The sequence below is a fragment of the Synechococcus sp. A15-127 genome (assembly GCF_014280215.1).
Lineage (GTDB): Bacteria > Cyanobacteriota > Cyanobacteriia > PCC-6307 > Cyanobiaceae > Parasynechococcus.
On the sequence record NZ_CP047948.1, the window covers coordinates 771,129 to 788,099 of the forward strand.

General features: G+C 61.0%; 14 protein-coding genes. 5 read left to right on the top strand and 9 right to left on the bottom strand.

The window, feature by feature from the left end; translation table 11 throughout:
- Positions 1-300 precede the first annotated feature (300 nt).
- Together SynA15127_RS03910 and cbbX are read left to right on the top strand one after the other, a co-directional pair.
- Positions 301-552 carry a 4a-hydroxytetrahydrobiopterin dehydratase gene (locus SynA15127_RS03910; protein WP_186485083.1) on the top strand — a complete coding sequence of 84 codons (252 nt, stop codon included), beginning with the start codon at positions 301-303 and terminating at the stop codon, positions 550-552.
- Entirely contained in the window at positions 536-1,441 is a 906-nt protein-coding gene (gene cbbX / locus SynA15127_RS03915; protein ID WP_186485084.1) for a CbbX protein, read from the top strand. Before SynA15127_RS03910 ends, cbbX begins: the two co-directional genes overlap by 17 nt.
- Here cbbX and SynA15127_RS03920 read toward each other — a convergent pair.
- From SynA15127_RS03920 to SynA15127_RS03935, 4 genes are all read right to left on the bottom strand, one after another.
- On the bottom strand, positions 1,356-2,633 hold the full coding sequence (locus SynA15127_RS03920) for a chloride channel protein (protein WP_186485085.1): 1,278 nt from the start codon (positions 2,631-2,633) through the stop codon (positions 1,356-1,358). The genes cbbX and SynA15127_RS03920 overlap by 86 nt on opposite strands.
- Complete coding sequence (locus SynA15127_RS03925) at positions 2,630-2,875, bottom strand: 2Fe-2S iron-sulfur cluster-binding protein (protein ID WP_186485562.1); 246 nt, start codon at positions 2,873-2,875, stop codon at positions 2,630-2,632. The genes SynA15127_RS03920 and SynA15127_RS03925 overlap by 4 nt, the downstream gene beginning before the upstream one ends.
- 538 nt (positions 2,876-3,413) lie before the next feature.
- Positions 3,414-4,916 carry a cobyric acid synthase gene (locus tag SynA15127_RS03930; RefSeq protein WP_186485086.1) on the bottom strand — a complete coding sequence of 501 codons (1,503 nt, stop codon included), beginning with the start codon at positions 4,914-4,916 and terminating at the stop codon, positions 3,414-3,416.
- Entirely contained in the window at positions 4,913-5,335 is a 423-nt protein-coding gene (locus SynA15127_RS03935) for an Npun_F0494 family protein (protein WP_186485087.1), read from the bottom strand. Before SynA15127_RS03935 ends, SynA15127_RS03930 begins: the two co-directional genes overlap by 4 nt.
- A 15-nt stretch (positions 5,336-5,350) precedes the next feature.
- Between SynA15127_RS03935 and SynA15127_RS03940 the strand changes: the two genes are divergently transcribed.
- Genes SynA15127_RS03940 through SynA15127_RS03950 form a run of 3 tightly spaced genes read left to right on the top strand, consistent with a single transcriptional unit; the run spans position 5,351 to position 8,001 of the window.
- Positions 5,351-5,953 (top strand): nucleoside triphosphate pyrophosphatase, encoded by a 603-nt coding sequence (locus tag SynA15127_RS03940; RefSeq protein WP_186485088.1) that lies wholly within the window; start codon positions 5,351-5,353, stop codon positions 5,951-5,953.
- Between the two features lie 4 nt (positions 5,954-5,957).
- Positions 5,958-7,733: a mechanosensitive ion channel family protein gene (locus SynA15127_RS03945; protein ID WP_186485089.1), complete on the top strand. Its 1,776-nt coding sequence runs from the start codon at positions 5,958-5,960 to the stop codon at positions 7,731-7,733.
- Complete coding sequence (locus SynA15127_RS03950) at positions 7,723-8,001, top strand: hypothetical protein (RefSeq protein ID WP_186485090.1); 279 nt, start codon at positions 7,723-7,725, stop codon at positions 7,999-8,001. The genes SynA15127_RS03945 and SynA15127_RS03950 overlap by 11 nt, the downstream gene beginning before the upstream one ends.
- A gap of 18 nt (positions 8,002-8,019) precedes the next feature.
- On the opposite strand, the gene SynA15127_RS03955 is transcribed toward SynA15127_RS03950, so the two are convergent.
- From SynA15127_RS03955 to SynA15127_RS03975, 5 genes are all read right to left on the bottom strand, one after another.
- Complete coding sequence (locus tag SynA15127_RS03955; RefSeq protein ID WP_186485091.1) at positions 8,020-11,490, bottom strand: hypothetical protein; 3,471 nt, start codon at positions 11,488-11,490, stop codon at positions 8,020-8,022.
- 215 nt (positions 11,491-11,705) lie between these two features.
- Positions 11,706-12,410 (bottom strand): DUF1028 domain-containing protein, encoded by a 705-nt coding sequence (locus SynA15127_RS03960; RefSeq protein ID WP_186485092.1) that lies wholly within the window; start codon positions 12,408-12,410, stop codon positions 11,706-11,708.
- A complete protein-coding gene (locus tag SynA15127_RS03965) occupies positions 12,407-13,606 on the bottom strand; it encodes a Zn-dependent hydrolase (protein ID WP_186485093.1) in 1,200 nt (399 codons plus the stop codon). Before SynA15127_RS03965 ends, SynA15127_RS03960 begins: the two co-directional genes overlap by 4 nt.
- Before the next feature lie 182 nt (positions 13,607-13,788).
- Positions 13,789-15,813 (bottom strand): asparagine synthase (glutamine-hydrolyzing), encoded by a 2,025-nt coding sequence (asnB, locus tag SynA15127_RS03970; RefSeq protein ID WP_186485094.1) that lies wholly within the window; start codon positions 15,811-15,813, stop codon positions 13,789-13,791.
- A gap of 9 nt (positions 15,814-15,822) precedes the next feature.
- On the bottom strand, positions 15,823-16,872 hold the full coding sequence (locus SynA15127_RS03975; RefSeq protein WP_370594037.1) for an aspartate carbamoyltransferase: 1,050 nt from the start codon (positions 16,870-16,872) through the stop codon (positions 15,823-15,825).
- Between the last annotated feature and the right edge of the window lie 99 nt (positions 16,873-16,971).

Below are 16,971 nucleotides of genomic sequence, written 5' to 3' on the forward strand. Positions count from 1 at the left end.
TTGTATGCCGCTGTTGTTGTTCAAATTCTGAAAGGGCATTGTCTAAGCCCACTTCCCGTATTCGGTTGAGCCAGCAGTATCGTTCAGCTTCGTTAGTTTCGATGTGGTCGATGAACGTTTCGAGAAGCTTCGGGTGGGCAAGCATCATGTCTCGATGACGCACGAATGCTTCTCGACTGTGATCGTGTAAGTGATCAATGGAGGCTCTGATGTGACGGCCTCCCGTATCAATTCATTGGCAGTACCGCAGAAGATGCCTGAAGGCGCTCCTTTACTGTCGGGGTTGGAACAGGTATCGCCATGGCTGAATGGCAGGAACGCAAGCGGCCGGTCTGCCTAGAGCGTCGTTTCGAGTTCGACAGCTACAGCGCCACCCGTGATTTCCTGGATCGGCTCGGGGAGCACAGCGAGGCTGCCCAGCGTTTCCCGGACATCAGCTTCGGGCGGACCTACGTGAACATCACCCTGCGGCCTGGTGATGAGGGCGATGACCCGCAGTTGAGTGAATCCGACCGGGCTTTCGCGGCCCAGATCGATGGTCTCCTCGATTGATCTGGCGGCGGCCTACGCCGACTCCGGAGTCGCTGAGGTGCTCGAACAGCTTGATCGGGAGCTGATCGGCCTGACGCCGGTGAAAACACGCATCCGCGAGATCGCCGCCCTGCTGCTGGTGGACCAGGCACGCCAGCAGCTGGAGCTGCCCAGCACGGCGCCGAGCCTGCACATGTCCTTCACCGGACGCCCTGGTACCGGCAAGACCACCGTGGCGCAGCGGATGTCGCAGATCCTCCACCGCCTCGGCTATCTGCGAAAAGGTCATGTGGTCACCGCCACTCGCGATGATCTGGTGGGCCAGTACGTGGGGCACACCGCCCCCAAGACCAAGGAGATGCTCAAGCGCGCCCAGGGGGGCGTGCTGTTCATCGATGAGGCGTATTACCTCTACAAGCCGGACAACGAGCGCGATTACGGCGCCGAGGCGATCGAGATCCTGCTGCAGGAGATGGAGAGCCGCCGCAGTGATGTGGTGGTGATCTTCGCGGGCTACAAGGACCGGATGGAGACCTTCTACAGCTCCAACCCCGGACTCTCCTCCCGGGTGGCCCACCACCTTGATTTCCCCGACTACAGCGACAGCGAACTTCTGGCGATCGCCGGATTGCTGTTGGAGGCCCAGCACTACCGCTTCAGCGCGGAGGCCAGTGAGGCGTTTGTGGAGTACGTCGCCCGTCGGCGGCAGCTGCCGTTTTTCGCCAACGCCCGCTCGATCAGGAATGCGATCGACCGGGCCCGGCTGCGGCAGGCCAACCGTCTGTTCGCCCGGATGGGAGAAGCCCTCACCAGGGACGATCTGATCACGCTCGAGGCTGCTGATATCCGGGCGAGCCGGGTGTTTCAGGGAGAGGTGGAGGGCCACCATCCCGAGGTGAGCGGTGCGTGATCAGCCAGGCCACGGCAACCCCGAGCAGAACGGCCGTGGCTCCATGGCCTTGCAGCAGCGCCACGCCGAGCACGAGGGCCACCAGCGGTGAGCGCAGCACGGTGGCATACAAGCCTCCGGTGACGCCGCCGCACCAGCTGCCGAGGGAACCGATGCCTGGACTGAGTTCATGCAGTCCGGAGCCGACGGCACAGGCGATCAGGAACACAGGGAAAAAGATGCCGCCTCGCCAGCCCGTTTCCAGACAGAGGCCCAGCATTCCCAGCTTGATCAGGCCGGAGAGGATCAGCACCACTGCTTCGCTGGTGTTCAAGCCCTCCAGCAACGGTTTCAGCTGATCTTCCCCAGCGAAGGGCACCAGCGGCAGCCAGTGCATCCAGACGCCGAGCAGCAGTCCGGTCACAACTGGCCACCAGGGCCAGTGGGCCAACAACTGCCGCTGCTCCAGCCAGGTGCGCCAGTTCAGCAGCAGCCAGCCGAGGCCCCATCCCAGAACGCCGGCCAGCAGGCCGGCGCCCAGGCTGCCCAGGTCTTCCCCGATGTTGCTGGGCCAGCTGTAGGGCAGTTGGCGCAGCGATCCGCCACTGACCTCATCCATGCCATGGAAGGCGGCGAAACCGGCGACTCCCCCGAGGGAGCCTGGGATCCAGCGATCGATCAACGACCGTTGCCCGGATCCGCCGGCGCTGGATTTCGGCGTTCCGTCATGGACCACAGCCCCCCCCAGCAAGGGCAATCCGAACATGCCGAGGCTGCCCGCCACTGTGGCCAGCTGGAGGTCCTGGTCCCGTCCCTTCCAGATGTGTTGGCTGATCAACGTGGCCAGCCGGGTCATCAACGCCTCCGGCCCCACGCTGCCGCCACCCACCAGGCTCAGACTCGCGCCCAGAATCGCGTGTCCGTCCCTGCGTCGGGGTGCGGTTTCCGGGTTGCGCAGCTCTTGGATGGTTTCAGGCAGTTCCGGCAGCAGGGTTGCCGGGCCGCGGCGATGGAGCAGTGCAAGCGCCACGCCGACGCCGCCGCAAACTCCCATCGACCAGAGCAGCGGGATCTGGCGTTCCAGACCCTCTTCCACCGGATCACCCCAGAGCATCCGGGTCAGCCAGGCGATCACGCCCATGGTCAGGGCGACGGCCGCACCGCTGATCGCACCGGTGAGCAGAGCCATCAGGCGCAGTCGGTTTCGCGTCACCAGTGGGGATCGGTGGCGAACTCCACCGTGAGTTTCCCGGATTTTGAAGGCGGAACCGTGCTGATGCAGGCACGCACCACGTTGCCGTTCACTTCGATCTCACAGGCTCCGCAACTGCCGCCGAGACACCCCGTGGGAATGCTGACGCCGGCGGTCGCGGCAGACGGCAGCCAGTCACTGCCCACGAGCACGTCACTGAGGTGTCCGTTCGGCCACGTGATGGTGATGCGTCGGTCCGTCATCGAAGCCAGTCCTGTCTGGGAGTGGACCGGGATCACCCAATCAGTTCAAAAACTAAACCGTCACGGCTTCAGGGGTCATGCTGATCGGTTGGAGCGGAGCGATCGCTCAGCTTTCCTTTGACGCAAGGGAAGCTGAGCTTTGGTGGTGATCGCCTCCGAGGTAGATGTAGATGTCGCTCCATCACTCGGATCGGTTCCCGGATGTGAACCGTGTTCAGCATCCTTGAGGCGTTGGTTTCTGATGTGCTTCCTGATCAATCCTGAGGTCGTCGATGTCTCGTTGATCGGTGCTCATTGAGAGCTGAGCATTGAGAACCGCTCAGTCGAGCCCCTTCCCCTTTGTGCAGTGACCAACTGAACAAAAGAAGGCTGTTTTGGGGCCGTCGATCCCGTCCAAGGTCGACGACGGGAGTCTCTCTGTGTTGGCATCAATCAGGCGTGAGCAAAGCCATGGATCTCTGTGATGAATGCGTTGTTCGATGCCCTCGTTTGGTGATCAGGTCGCTGAAGATTTCAATTGGTCGGCTTGTTCATGGAGTCATCCTTCTGCTGCCAGCAGAGGCGTCAGGTCCACATGCTGTTCGAAGGCATCGGCGAGTCGGTCGAGCAGCTGGTCACGGTGGTCGCCGTGGTGGGGCCGATCCGTGGCCAGGGGCTCCAGTTGCCTGCGCTGGCGCAGTTGATTCAGCCAGTGACGTCGCCAGGGTCCGTTGTCGAGCAGTCCATGCAGATAGCTGCCGGTGATGCTTCCACCGCCACTGGTGGGCATCCACCAGCCCAGGCCGGCCTCGTCTGTCAGGGGCGCGAGTGAATCGGGGGCGCGGGTGCTGCCGTGATGCAGCTCGAAGCCGCTGATCGGGATCGGTTCCGGCCAGAGAGCCTGCACCTGGCGTTGGCGCAGGGCCTTCTCGCCTCCGAAACGCGTGACCAACGGCAGCAGCCCCAGTCCGGCCCAGGGCCCAGCACCCTCGCCCCCCTCCAATCCTTCGGGGTCGTCGAGCTGCTCTCCCAGCAACTGCATGCCGCCGCAAATGGCCAGCACCGATCCGCCCCGGGCGGCGTAGTCCGCCAGCTGCCGTTCCAGATCGCTGCTGCGCATGGCCTGCAGATCCCGCAGCGTCTGTTTGCTGCCGGGAAGAATCACTGCGTCCGGCGTGCCTAGCGCTTCTCCGGGCGCAACCCAGCGCAGCCGCACGCTGCTCTCCGCCTCCAGCGGATCCAAATCGGAGAAGTTGCTGATCGAGGGCAGTTTCAGCACGGCGATCTCCAGATCGACAGGGCCCCGTGTCGGCCGCCGCTCCAGCAGGTCGAGTGAGTCTTCAGGGGGAAACAGATCGTTCAGCCAGGGCATCACCCCAACAACCGGAATGCCGGTGTGCTGCTCCAGCCAGCTGCGCCCTTGATCGAACAGTTCCCGCCGGCCTCGGAAGCGATTGATGAGGATGCCTCGGATCAGGGGCCGTTCCACCGGACGCAGCAGGGCCAGGGTGCCCACGATCTGCGCGAACACACCGCCGCGTTCGATGTCGGCCACCAGCAGACAGTGAGCGCGCAGATACTGGGCCAGGCGCAGGTTGGTGAGATCGCGCCGCTGAAGGTTCACCTCCACTGGACTGCCGGCCCCCTCCAGCACCAGCCGTCCCTGTGGCCATCGCTGCTGCAGCTCCGTCAGTCCGCTGCGGATCGCCTGCCAGCCGGGACGGAACCAGTCGCGGTAGTAATGCTCGGCGCGGGCGATGCCGACACTGCGGCCACCGTGGATCACCTCGCTGGTGCTGTCGCCTCGCGGCTTGAGCAGCACCGGGTTCATGGCGCAGCAGGGTTCCAGTTCCGCGGCCCAGGCCTGCATCGCCTGGGAGTAGGCCATCTCGCCGCCATCGGCGTCGACCCAGGCGTTGTTGCTCATGTTCTGCCCCTTGAAAGGCAGTGGCTGTTCACCGCGGCGCCGCAGCACCCGGCAGAGCGCGGCGGTCATCAGAGATTTGCCTGCCCCGCTGGAGGTGCCGAGCACCATCAGCGGTCGGGGAGAGCCGCTGCTCATGCCAGGGGCCAGCGCCGGCGCAGCGCCTGACGCAGCCGCTCACCGATGGGGATGGCCCGATTGAGCTGATCGGGCTGTTCGTCGAGCAGCTGACGACCGAGCGGTGTCAGCCGGAACCGGCTGGTCAGTCCCTGGCCATCCACCTCGCGGCGCAGCACACCGACGGTGATCAGCCAGCGCAGATCGTCTTCCAGAGCCTCGGCGCTGCGTGGCCAGCGCTCAGTCTTGGCATAGCGGGACCGCTCATTCCAGATCGCGGCGGCATCCAGACCGTCCATCTGCAGATCCCTGTACAGCTCAGCGCTGAACGGCAGGCAGCCCATCGAACGCATCGCCCGGGCATGGCTGCGTTGATCCAGCAGGTCGGTGGGAGGGTTGATGGCAGGGATCCCCGTCGCTGGCAGCCTACGGAGCAGCAACGATCATCCGTTTTCATGCTGCTGCTCGCCTCGGCATCGCCGGCCCGCCGCCGACTGCTCGAGCAGGCGGGCATTCCCCATCGCGTTCAGGTGAGCGGGGTTGATGAGAACGGCATCCAGCATCCGGACCCATCGCAGCTTGTGCAGCAGCTGGCGCAGGCCAAGGCCAGCGCTGTGCGGGATCAGCTGGATCCTGCGGCGTCGATCACAGCTGTGCTCGGCTGCGACTCGCTTCTGGTGTTCGACGGGGAGGTGTTCGGCAAGCCGGCGGATGCGGAGGAGGCGACGGTTCGCTGGCGACGGATGGCCGGAGCTCGTGGTGAGCTGCTTACCGGTCACTGCCTGCTGCCCTGTCCCGCTGGATCGGGGCCTGCACGGCTGGCCTGCATCGCCACCGGGGTGCTGTTCGCACCGCTCAGCGAGGAGGAGATCGCCGCCTATGTGGCCAGTGGGGAACCGCTGCAATGCGCCGGTGGTTTCGCGCTGGAAGGCCGCGGCGGCCTGTGCATCGCCGCTCTGGACGGCTGCTACTCGAACGTGATCGGCCTCAGCCTGCCCTGGCTGCGCAGCGTTCTCGGCACCGGCATGACCAAAATGAGCTCTGAAATGTGCGGCTGAACTCTTGTCCGCCCTGGCGCGACGGTTGCATTCCTGGCTGGTGCCGCTGTTGCTGTCGGCCCTGTTGCTTCCCTGGCTGAGCGGAGGCTGGTCACCGGCGGGTGGCACCACGCTGATGGATCTGGTGCCCCTCGGTGGTCCGAAGCCGTCGCCGGTGGCTGACACCAATGCCAACACCACCTTCGAGGGCAAGTTCGAGCTGGCCAAGGTTCGGATTCAGGGAATCCCGGTGATTTCGGTGGCCAGCCCGGTGACCATCGATGGCCGGCCGGTGATTCATGCCTCCAGCCGGGCCAGCGTGATCGAAGGCAACCTGCGGGCTCTGTACGACCCCAACCAGATCTGCAGCTTCAGTGAGCGGGTGAGTGAATGGCTCATGGATCAGGTGCTGCGCGGTGATTCCCGGGTCTGTGCTGCGTTTCAGCGCTATGGCCTGGAACGCTCCGGCGCGCCGATCAGCCTTGAGGTGGTGCGCGAGAGCAATGGGCTATATCAACTGGCGGCGCGGCTGCCCGGGCGGCTGAATCCGTTTCCGCTGCTCACCGTCACCAAGGCCGATGCTGAGATCAACGGCGCCCGGGAACTGGCGCTGGCTCAGGTGTGGCGTCGTCGGCTGGAAGATCGCATCAATTTTGCCCGGAAGGTGTCAGCGCCGGACCGTCTTGTTCGGCGCTGGCGTCTACTCCTGGTGCTGGAACTGCTGCTGGCTGGCCTCACCGCCGCCACGGTGTTCCTCTGGAACCGCATGCGCCAACGCATCGCTCGGCTGCAGCGGGAACTGCGGGAGCAGCGCAGAGCCAACCATCGGGTGGAGCTGCGTCTGCACGCGGAGCAGGCGCTGGCGATCGCGGTGCTGCTGCTGCTGATCTGTGAGGCGGTGCTGATGCTGGGGCTCGGTGTGATGGCCATTCCTGGTCAGGTGCCTCTCGGGATCGAACTGCTGTTGCAGCCCTCCTATGCCCTGGGCAAATTTCTGGTGGTCACGGCGGTGACGCTGCTATTGCGCGGTCTCACCACCTTTCTGCTCAGCCAGTGGGCGTTGGATGTGGATGTGGCCCAGCACGAGCTGGCCCGCCGCCAGCAGCGCTACCGCAGTCTCGTGCGGGTCTGCCACCGGCTGATCAATGTGCTGGGGGTTCTGGTGGTGGGTCTGTGGATCCTGCTGGATATTCCCGGTGTTCGTTCCACCTCCGTGTCGTTGGTGCTGGCCGGCGGCGCCTTGCTCGGCGCCCTGGCCCTGGTGTTTCAGGGCCTGTTGCGCGATTTCACCGCCGGACTGGTGATGCTTCTGGAAGATCGCTATGCGATCGGCGACTGGATCGAAGTGGACGATCACGAGGGTGAGGTGATCGATGTGGGGCTGTTCAGCACCCAGGTGCGCTGCCTGGATCAACGGGTGCACATCCTCAACAACGCCCTGATTCAGCAACTGCGCAACCACACGAAGTTGCGCTCAGGAAGTCTGGTGACGTTGCTGATCTCCCATCGCCAGCAGGACCTGGAGACCGTCTTCCAGGTGCTGTCTGAGGAGATCGATGCGTTCAGGAGGGATCCGATCTGGTCAGCGCGCCTGATCGGGGAACCGGTGCTGCGGGGCGTCAAGCGCAGCACTGCCCTTGGGGTGCACATGCAGGTGCTGCTGATCACCCGGGTTGGCGAGCAGTGGGCCACCGAGCGGGAATTCCAGCGCCGGGCGCTGCAGGCGCTGCATCGCCGCGGGGTTCAGATCGCTGATGGTCTGGAACTCATGCCGTCACTCCCGCCGGCTGATGCGCGCTGAGCTGCTCAGGGTGCTGGTCAGCCTTGTGTTGGCTGCGCTGATGGTGTTCGGCTTCACGCGGTTGATCGCGGTTGAACTCGAGCAGGCGCATGCACTGCTCTATGCGGCCTTGGTGCTGGGTCTCTACGCCCTGCTGGGAGCCCTGCGTTATTCCTGGCGCTTGAACCGGTTCCTACGGCTGAATGAACTCTCCGAGGCGGAGTATCAGTGGCGTCGTCACGGTCGACGCCGAAAAGAAGCGGTCACGTCCAAGGGGGCGCGCCGCTGAATCGGAGCTGCGAACGACTCAGGACCCCCCCGCCGCCCCATTTGCCATTAAGAACTGAGGACCAGCCTCCGCCATCAGTGCGATGGCTTCGAGTGAATCATCAAGGGCATCCAGCTGCTGCTGCTCGTTGATCAGGTCGGAGTTAGTGGTGCCGGCAGGTACGGGGGGTTCCCGTAAATCAGCTGTTGCTGCATCACCCGGATAGGTCCCCAGCCCATCGCGAAGAATCCGCTGGGCATCCTGCAGATCCAGCACGCTGTTGTTATTGCGATCCAGTGATCCACTGGTGATGGCGTCTTTGATGAAGCCCTTGGCCGCATCCGTTGTGTTGCGTAAGCCGTTCGGATTGATCAGTTGGTCATGGAGATTGCGGTTGTAGGAACCAGGGTGTGATTCGGTTTCGGCAGCAATTTCGATCGCCTGGCCAGCGGAGCTGATCAGCAGCCCATCGCTGAGCGGGTGGAAGGATCCATCACCATCCACATCTGTGGGAAGAGAATCATCGTAGTGATCATCGTCGTGGTCGTCATCATCGTCATGGGTATGACCATCCTGCTCTGATCGTTCAAAGGAATTGATCTCAACGGGTTGTTCAATGGCATTCCCGTCGGCATCGGTCGAGCGCAGACGAATGGAATAAGACGTTTGATCGCTGTTCTCCGGTGTTTCCAGAAGCAGCAGCTGATTGCCTTGAATCTCAAAGAGACTGTTGTCTGTATCACCGTCGCCGGAGATCAAGGCGTAGGCATGAGTGTCCTCCGCCTGAGTGTCTTCCCCTGTTGCGAAAACAGGGAACTCACCATTGCCGTTCCCCCAAAGCGCTTGCAGGGAGTTCATGTCTGAATCGGTGTACCAAATATTGGGCTTCTCCTGGTCGTAAAGGCCTTCTTCGTAGGCCATGACTGTTTCGATGTTCGTCGGGAAAAACATATCGCCAGATCCTTTGGAGCCACCGGATGCTTCCATCGGGTGAGCGAGGCCAAGGGCATGGCCGATTTCATGAAGCAGGGTGTGATAGTCAAACAAGCCATCCTCAGAGATGGTCATCGAGACATCCATGTATGGAATCTCGACACCCGTTAAAGTCCCATCTCCATCTGTTGTGTAGGAGTAGGTGTAGCCGCCATAGCTCCAGCCATCGGTGTCTTCTTTATGCCGGCCGATGATCCGCAGTGTTAGGTCTTGAGGTGTATCAACCAGAGCGAATTCAACGTCGAGCAGAGTATTGAGTTGATTGATCGCCGTTTGAACGTCGTTCTGATTCTCTTCAGTAATCGGTTTGGCTGTGATGGATTCTGTGCCGCCCCACAATTCTGTGCTCACACCCGCAACATCAACCCAAACGTTGATCTTGCCTTCGTTGGAGGTGTAGAAATTAAAGGCGTCTCTGTTTTCTTTTGATGGCAGAAGATAGGGTTCCCATTCGTCAGGGGTGTCGCCAAGGTTGAGAGTGATCGGATCGCTTGAAAGATCACTTTTGACAGTTTCCTTGAAGCCATGGCCGTCAAGGTAGTTGGTGGTGATCTTGAGCTGAGCGTTTTGATGCCATGGCTGCAGCCGAAGGTTCTGGGTCGCCCCGATTTGCTGCCACTGTTCACCATCGTCATAACTGGCTTCCCATTTGTATTGCTTGTCCTTCGTTCGAGGGGCTCGCCAACTCCCCGGCAGGCTGCTCTGCGAGTAGTCGCTGTATCCATCCGGATCATCGTTCTTGATGTCACTCTTCAGGATCAATCCTGTAGACAGGGTGCCAACCGACGTTCTCGCTTCATGATCTGAGTACACGTCGGGAGCAACAAGATCAAAAGGAAATTCCGGCTCTCGCGTCAGGATGATGCTTTGGACGGGGTTTGGATCGATGCTGATGTTTAGATCGCCTGTGTCATAACCGGATTTGTTACTTTCCTCGCCCCAGATTGACTGAAGGGCTTCGATGTCAATGTCTTGGTAAAACGTTTGCGTGTACCCCGTGTCTTGAGGGTATCCGTAGGCCATCAAGCTGGATTCTGTTGTTGGCAGCTGGTTGTCACCAAAGCTGTCACCATCGCTGTCATTCGTGATGGATTCCAGTCCCAGTCGTTGCCCCAGAAGTTGCAGGAACGGCACGCTGTGTGCCCAGGATTCCGCTGCTTTGGCGTGGTCTGAGTCGGCATACCACCAGTTGCTGTAGAGAACGATGTCGTTTGCCGTCCATTCAATGGTGTCATGGACGTACTGGTATCCCGCGCTGCTGCCACCCCAGCCATTCTGTTGGGCATGTTCAGCGAATAAAATGGAGAGATCGCTGTCGTCTCTGTTGTCGACAACGGTGAAATCAAGTTCGAGTAGTGGATCCAGTGTGCTCAGAGTCTCCTGGATGAAGGCCACTCCTTCCTCGGCGATCGGTGTGGCTGTGAGACTGTCTTGATCGAAAGGGAACTCGGTCGTTACGGCAGATTGGTCGATATATACGTTTAAATTTCCATAGCGATTGCCAAAGGATTGCAGGTCTTTGATGAAGGTGTCTGAGCCCAGCAGGTGAGGGTCGGCTGTGAGTCCTTCGATCGCCTCATTCACCTCAATAGCATCGGAAATATTGCTGGTGACACGTTCCGTGAATCCATGGCCGTCCTGATAGGTGAGTTTGAGTCTGATCTCATAATTTTCGTGCCATTTTCCGATCGATAGTTCCGAGCCGTATCCGAGGGGCGTCCAGGTCTGTCCCCCATCAAGGCTGCCTTGCCAGTTGTGGTTCGTGATCTCGTTCAGGCCATCTGGATCGTCTTGTTCAACAATCACACTGAGCGTCTCACCGATGGCTGGCGACTGAAGAATGGAGAACGCGAGATCTCCCGTGTCGTACTGCTCCGAATTGTCTTCAACACCCCAGATGGCCTGAAGAGCTTCGATGTCGATGGCTTGAAAGTCTGTCTGGGTGAAGCCGCCCTCCGGGCGGCCCCAGGCCATGAGGGTCTCTTCGGTGGTGGGATCGCTATCGTCTCCACCAAAGGTGTCTCCATCGTTCGCATTGTTCACATATTCCAGTCCAAGTGCTCCGCCGAGATTGTGCAGGAATGGAACGCTGTGCTCCCAGGTGTCTGATGCTGCTGCCTGGTCGCTGCTTGCATACCACCAGTCGGCGTCAAGCACGATGATGTTTTCTGTCCACTGGATGTCATCACCAATGGAGCTGTATCCGATGGTTCGATAAGCCCATGAGCTGGAGGGGCTGTTCGCGAAATGGATCTTCAGGTCGCTGTCTGCTTTGTTGTCTACAAGTTCAAAATCGAGATTCAGATCTGTATCAAGAGATTCAAGGGTGGTTTTGATGAAATCCAGGCCCTGCTGATTGAAGGCCTTCGCCTCTAAATCATGGTCTTCGAAGGGAAAATTGTCTTCCTCACCAAGCTCGTCAATGAAGACTTTCATCACGCCATAGCGATCACCAAACATCTTCAGGACTCCCTGCCAGGAGTCCGAAGAAAGCAGATGCTCGGTCGTGAGTGACATAACTTGAGCGTGAAGGATTAAGAGTCCAGAGACTGGATGCGGGTCGGACACCAGTCATGTCAAGGCTACTCAGGTGCTTCTCTGTGTCAAGGAAACGTTGATTTCGATGGTTGTATCAGTTTTGTCCTGCAGATTTATAAAAAACTGTTCACTTTTTGGCGCGATTTGTGCCGTTCACTTATCTCAAGCGTGAGTCATTCGCTATGACAATTCGCTCAGCTGACGGAGCGAGGCCGCTCATAGGCACGCTGAACCGTGCGGTTCAAGGTGCGTAGTTCCGAGAGTTCGTCTCGCCATTGCTGCGCCCATAGATCCTGACTGCGCTCATAAATCGCCATCAATTCACCCACGGCCTGGTCGTTGTAGTCGACCCGCAGATCCAACAGCGGGAAGGCGGCATCACCGCTGATCTGCAGGGCTGCTGATGTGGAGGAAACAGCGCGTCGATCACCACCTGCCGCTTCTCCGGCCTGGAGGGCGTGCATCAGGCGACGACCGAGCTTCCAGGATGGATCACTGGTCTGGAATGCCACGTCCATGGCGAGCAGGACGCTCTCACCTACCAGGAAATTTCCAGCCACTGAACAGTCCTGCCCGTGGCGATGGCCGGCCCACTCTCCGCAGTCTGGCCCCGTCCAGCAGGCGGTTCGCCCCTGGTGATCGATCAGATGAAATTGACGACGGTCGCGATGCTGGTCGTCGACCAGCAACGTCTCCAGCACGCGGTTTGCATCGGCACACTGCTCGAGTCGTTCCAGACCGCAGATCCCCAGATATGGATTGGTGTGGGCCTGCGTCGCCACAGCCCCCACCCCGGAGCGGATATGGGGCACGGTGGAACCAACCGCCAGATGGCAGGTGGCCACGGCAACACCAAAGCGGCCGTTGCTGCCATCACGGGCAACGATCGAAAAGGTCACAGCATCTGATCCAGCCTCAGAAGTGCTTTCAGCAGCACCGCTGTCCCTGAGCTGCACTGCTCCGCACTGGTGAATTCAGCCGCTGAATGGCTCAGGCCACCGCGACTGGGCACAAAGATCATTCCCATCGGCCAGCGGCGACCGAGTTCCTGGGCGTCGTGACTGGCCCGACTGGGCAGGTGGCTGTAGTTGAAACCCAGCTCGGCAGCCGATACAGCAACGGCCTCGATCACAAGAGCATCGGCCGGTGTTGGAGCCACCTCGAACTGAGGCTCGATGGCAATCGAGCACTGCCGCCGCTCGCCGATCGTCTCGAGGTTCTGCATCAATCCATCCACAAGCTCCTCCAGCACCTGAGGGCTGAGATCGCGGAGGTCGACTGTCATCTCCACAGATCCAGGCACCACATTGGCGGCATTCGGCCAGACCTGTAGGCGCCCCACCGTGGCCACCGGGTCACCGGGATGGCGGATCGCCAGGGTTTCGATGGCCAGAACCACCTCAGCCGCGGTCACCAGAGCGTCCTGCCGGAGATCCATGGGGGTGGTGCCGGCATGGTTGGCTTGGCCGGTGATCCGGATGCTGAAGCGTCGCTGCCCCACCACACCGTCGACCACGCCGATGGCATCACCACGGGATTCGAGCACTGAGCCCTGCTCCACATGCAGTTCCAGAAAGGCAGCGATCGACGCGTCGTCACGACGGGCAGAGGCCAGAGAAGGCCAGTGGCCGCCGATGCGTTCGAGATTGACGGCGATCGACTCACCATTGCTGGTGGTGTAATCGGCCGGATCGAAGCTGGCCGTTCCCGCCATTCCCTTGCAGCCCACCATGGTGGACTCCTCATCGGCGAAGGCAATCACCTCCAGGGGGTGACGAAGCCGACGGCCGCTGGCTTTCAGGGTGCGCACCACGTCCAGCCCGGCCAGCACACCGAGGGCTCCATCGAAGTGTCCACCCGTCGGCACCGTGTCGATGTGTGATCCCGTCACCAGCGCGGGGAGGCCTGGTTCCTCTCCGTCCCAACGTCCGATGAGATTGCCTGCGGCGTCCACGCGAATGCTCAGACCCGCTTCCTCCATCCATCGGGCAACGCGTTGACGGCCCTCGCAATCAGCTTTGGTGAAGCCACGCCGGCAGACGCTGCCGTCGTCCTGGGCACCCAATAAGGCCAGTTGCTCGATGGACCACTGCAACCAATCAGCATCGGATCGGAGCGGATCGACGAACTCCGATTGCTCAGCGGACTGAAGACGCTCTGTTGCCGTGAGCAAAAACCGAACCTCTGTTCAAAGAGTTCGATCGTTGCTTGTTTCGGCCGATCCGCCCGTAGCGTCCGCGACGATTTAATCCTGATCGAAGAATTGACAGGAGCGGCTCAGGCCGGAATGGGTGTCCGCCAGCCGAGGCGATCGGCTTCCTGACGGGCCAGCTCAGGCAGATCGCTGGCCACGAACATCCGATGCAGCATCTGCACGCCCAGCAGATGGTTGATCACAGCATCCATCTGCACCCGCTCGGCATCTGTTGTGCTCGGGTCCTCATGACGATCAAACAGGGCTCGGACTCCCGTCTTGCTCAGCAGGCCCGCCGTCTCGATGGCGGCGTCGCTGAGGTAGTTATCGGCCAGCCGTTTCATCTGCTGCCATTTCTCCGGTTCGGTGTGCGCCGGCGGTGCCATGAAGGCAAATTTCTCGCGCTTGTAGAGCACCTCAGGCAGCAGACCGGCCATCGCCTCGCGCAGCACGTATTTCTCGGTCTTGCCCTTGATGCGCAACTCCGGTGGCACCTGCACCGCAGCTTCGGCGAGATGGTGATCCAGAAAAGCCGGCCGCGCCTCCATCGAATGAGCCATGTCGACCCGATCCCCTCCCCAGGTGAGAATCTGGCCCTCCAGCATGGTTTTGATCCAGACGTACTGGGCCTTGTCCAGAGCGTGTCGTCCCTCGAGTTGTTCCGGGTCGAGTTGATCGGCGATCGCCTGACCCGGTGAGTAGCCATCGAGGGCTTGCCGATGTTCATCGGCCAGCAAATCCGGAACGAGGGGAGCGCAGGCCAGCCAGGGTTGCAGACAGCTGGGCGTGAAGCCCACCACGGCATCCAGCGCTGGATCATCAACCTGGTCGGCGGCCAGCATGGCGCCCTGCACGAGGGCATTGGAGTCCTGCAGCAGGCTTTCCCAGCTCGCCCGTTCGTCATCGGCCAGGTCATCAAGACCATGCAGGAACATGTCCCGTCGGAACGCCGGATAGCCGCCGAACAACTCGTCCGAGCCTTCACCGGTCATCACCACCTTGTAGTCGACGTTGTTGACGTGGCGACTCATCAAGAACTTCGCCACCGCAAGGGTGTTGTAGATCGTGCGCTCGGTGTGCCACAGCGTCTGTTCCATGTGTCCGTACAACTCCTGGCCGGACAGGCGCATCACGTCCTGCTGGGCACCGGTGGCCTGAGCCATCTGCTCGGCAATCGGCGATTCGTCGTATCGGGCATCGTCGAATCCGATGGTGAATGCCTTCACCGGGCTCTGACTCACCGCCGCCGCCAGCCCCAGGATCGAACAGCTGTCGATGCCACCGGAGAGGTAACAGCCCACCGGAACGTCCGCCACCATCCGCAGCTCGACCGCCTCCAACAGCGCCGAGCGCACCGAAGCGATGTGGTGGGCTTCGTCCAGGCTGCGATCACGATCCGCCTGACGTGGGAAATTCACATCCCAGTAAGCCCATTCAGAGACCTCAAGTCGCCCCGCCGTCCTCTGCACCTTGAGCACATGCCCGGGTTTGACCTGATGAACACCGGCAAACGCGGTGGTGCCGGGCACCATCGTCTGCATCAGCTGGTGGAAGAGGCCATCGGAGGTGAAGCGACGTTCCACCGCCGGGTGTGCGAACAGCACCTTCAATTCAGAGCCGAACACGAGGCCGTCCGGGGTCATCGCCCAGTACTGAGGCTTGACCCCGAAGCGATCGCGCACCAGATAAAGGCAGTCCTCCCGGCGATCAAACAACGCGAAGGCGAATTCACCCCGCAGCATCGGCAGCGTCTGCTCCAACCCCTGCTGCTGATAGAGCCGCAGCAGGATCTCGGAATCACTTTTGCTGCTGAAACGAATCCCTTGAGCCGTGAGATCGGCACGGATGCGCTGGAAGTCATAGAACTCCCCGTTGTGCGCCATCAGCACCTGGTGGTCTTCGCTCAGGAAGGGCTGCCGGCCCCGTGACTCGTTGAGATCGATGATCGACAAGCGGGCATGGCAGAAGCCGACTCCAACCCCTTCGATGGATTCGATGCCGAAGCCATCAGGGCCGCGATGGGCCTGAATCGCCGCCATGTTGACCAGAAGCTGAGGGTCGACACGCCGTTCCTGGCTGACACTGAAGACCCCTCCGATTCCGCACATAGCTCCGCCTCAGACCACATCGATGACGCGTTCCGCCCGATTCACCATGCAGGTGAGCAGGGCCATGCGCAGGAACACAGCGCCGCGGGCCTGGCTGAAATACCAGTTGTGGGGTGTGTTGTCCAGGCAGGTACTCAATTCAGCCCCCCGTGCCAGGGGATGCAGCACGATCGCTTCCGGTTTGAAAGGCAGATCACGGGTGAGACGGAACACTTCACCATGCCGCTCGTAACTGTCTCCGACCCAGGCGATGGCGTTGATGTAGATCACATCCAGATCAGGTATCTCCTGGGGCAGGGATGTGGTGGTTTTGATTGATAGACCCATGGTCTCCAGTTCCTCCCGCTGGCCTGGATCAAACAGGGGGTGATCAAGGTCGGGGGCATGAATGACAACGACCTCCTCGAAGGCCTGGGGGAACTTGGCAAGGATCCGCAGCAGTGAACGCACCGTTCGCATCCGCGACGGCACACCGATGATCCCGATGCGGATCCGATCCTCAGGAGGCACCGTCGGCAGAGCAAGCGAGGGACGCCATTTGAAGATCGTGTAGAGGTCCGCCATCGCCTGGGTTGGATGCTCATCGATGCCATTGCCGGCATTGATGATCGGGATGCGCAGGGTGGAGCTCATCGCGTAAATCGCCTCGGCGTGTCCGTCCCTCAGCACCACGCAGTCGCCGTAGTTGTTGAACATATGGGCCACATCCTCAAGGGATTCCCCTTTGGCAATCCCAGTGGTGCTTCGATCCGTGATGTTGATCGAATCGCCGCCGAGGCGATGCCAGGCACTGTCGAATGACAAGCGGGTTCTGGTGCTGGGCTCGTAGAAGGCGTTAATCAGGATCTTTCCCGTCAGCGGCGTGTTGTGACGGCAGTAGCGGTCGGGATTGCTTTCGAACTTGGCCGCCAGGCGCAACAGCTGCAGCAGCGTTTCGGGGCGGAACGCCTGAATCGACACCACATGCTGGTTGATCAGCTCCAGCAGGGGCTCTCCGTCTTCCGCGATCGCGGCAAGCAGCTCCTGCGGCTGGGTTCGGCCGAAGACATCCGGTCCCATGGGCCGGAAGCGAATCGGATCCAACAGGTCATTCGCTGAAGCTGTCCTTGTGTATGCCATAGAGGAAAAGCATTCACACCCCGCTTGCCAGACCGAGTG

Excerpts from the sequence above, each read along its gene's own strand:
- SynA15127_RS03910 (WP_186485083.1), top strand. The coding sequence starts at position 301 with ATGGCTGAATGGCAGGAACGCAAGCGGCCGGTCTGCCTAGAGCGTCGT.
- SynA15127_RS03975 (WP_370594037.1), bottom strand. The coding sequence starts at position 16,872 with ATGGGACCGGATGTCTTCGGCCGAACCCAGCCGCAGGAGCTGCTTGCC.
- SynA15127_RS03940 (WP_186485088.1), top strand. The coding sequence starts at position 5,351 with ATGCTGCTGCTCGCCTCGGCATCGCCGGCCCGCCGCCGACTGCTCGAG.
- SynA15127_RS03950 (WP_186485090.1), top strand. The coding sequence starts at position 7,723 with ATGCGCGCTGAGCTGCTCAGGGTGCTGGTCAGCCTTGTGTTGGCTGCG.
- SynA15127_RS03930 (WP_186485086.1), bottom strand. The coding sequence starts at position 4,916 with ATGAGCAGCGGCTCTCCCCGACCGCTGATGGTGCTCGGCACCTCCAGC.
- cbbX (WP_186485084.1), top strand. The coding sequence starts at position 536 with ATGGTCTCCTCGATTGATCTGGCGGCGGCCTACGCCGACTCCGGAGTC.
- SynA15127_RS03925 (WP_186485562.1), bottom strand. The coding sequence starts at position 2,875 with ATGACGGACCGACGCATCACCATCACGTGGCCGAACGGACACCTCAGT.
- SynA15127_RS03955 (WP_186485091.1), bottom strand. The coding sequence starts at position 11,490 with ATGTCACTCACGACCGAGCATCTGCTTTCTTCGGACTCCTGGCAGGGA.
- asnB (WP_186485094.1), bottom strand. The coding sequence starts at position 15,813 with ATGTGCGGAATCGGAGGGGTCTTCAGTGTCAGCCAGGAACGGCGTGTC.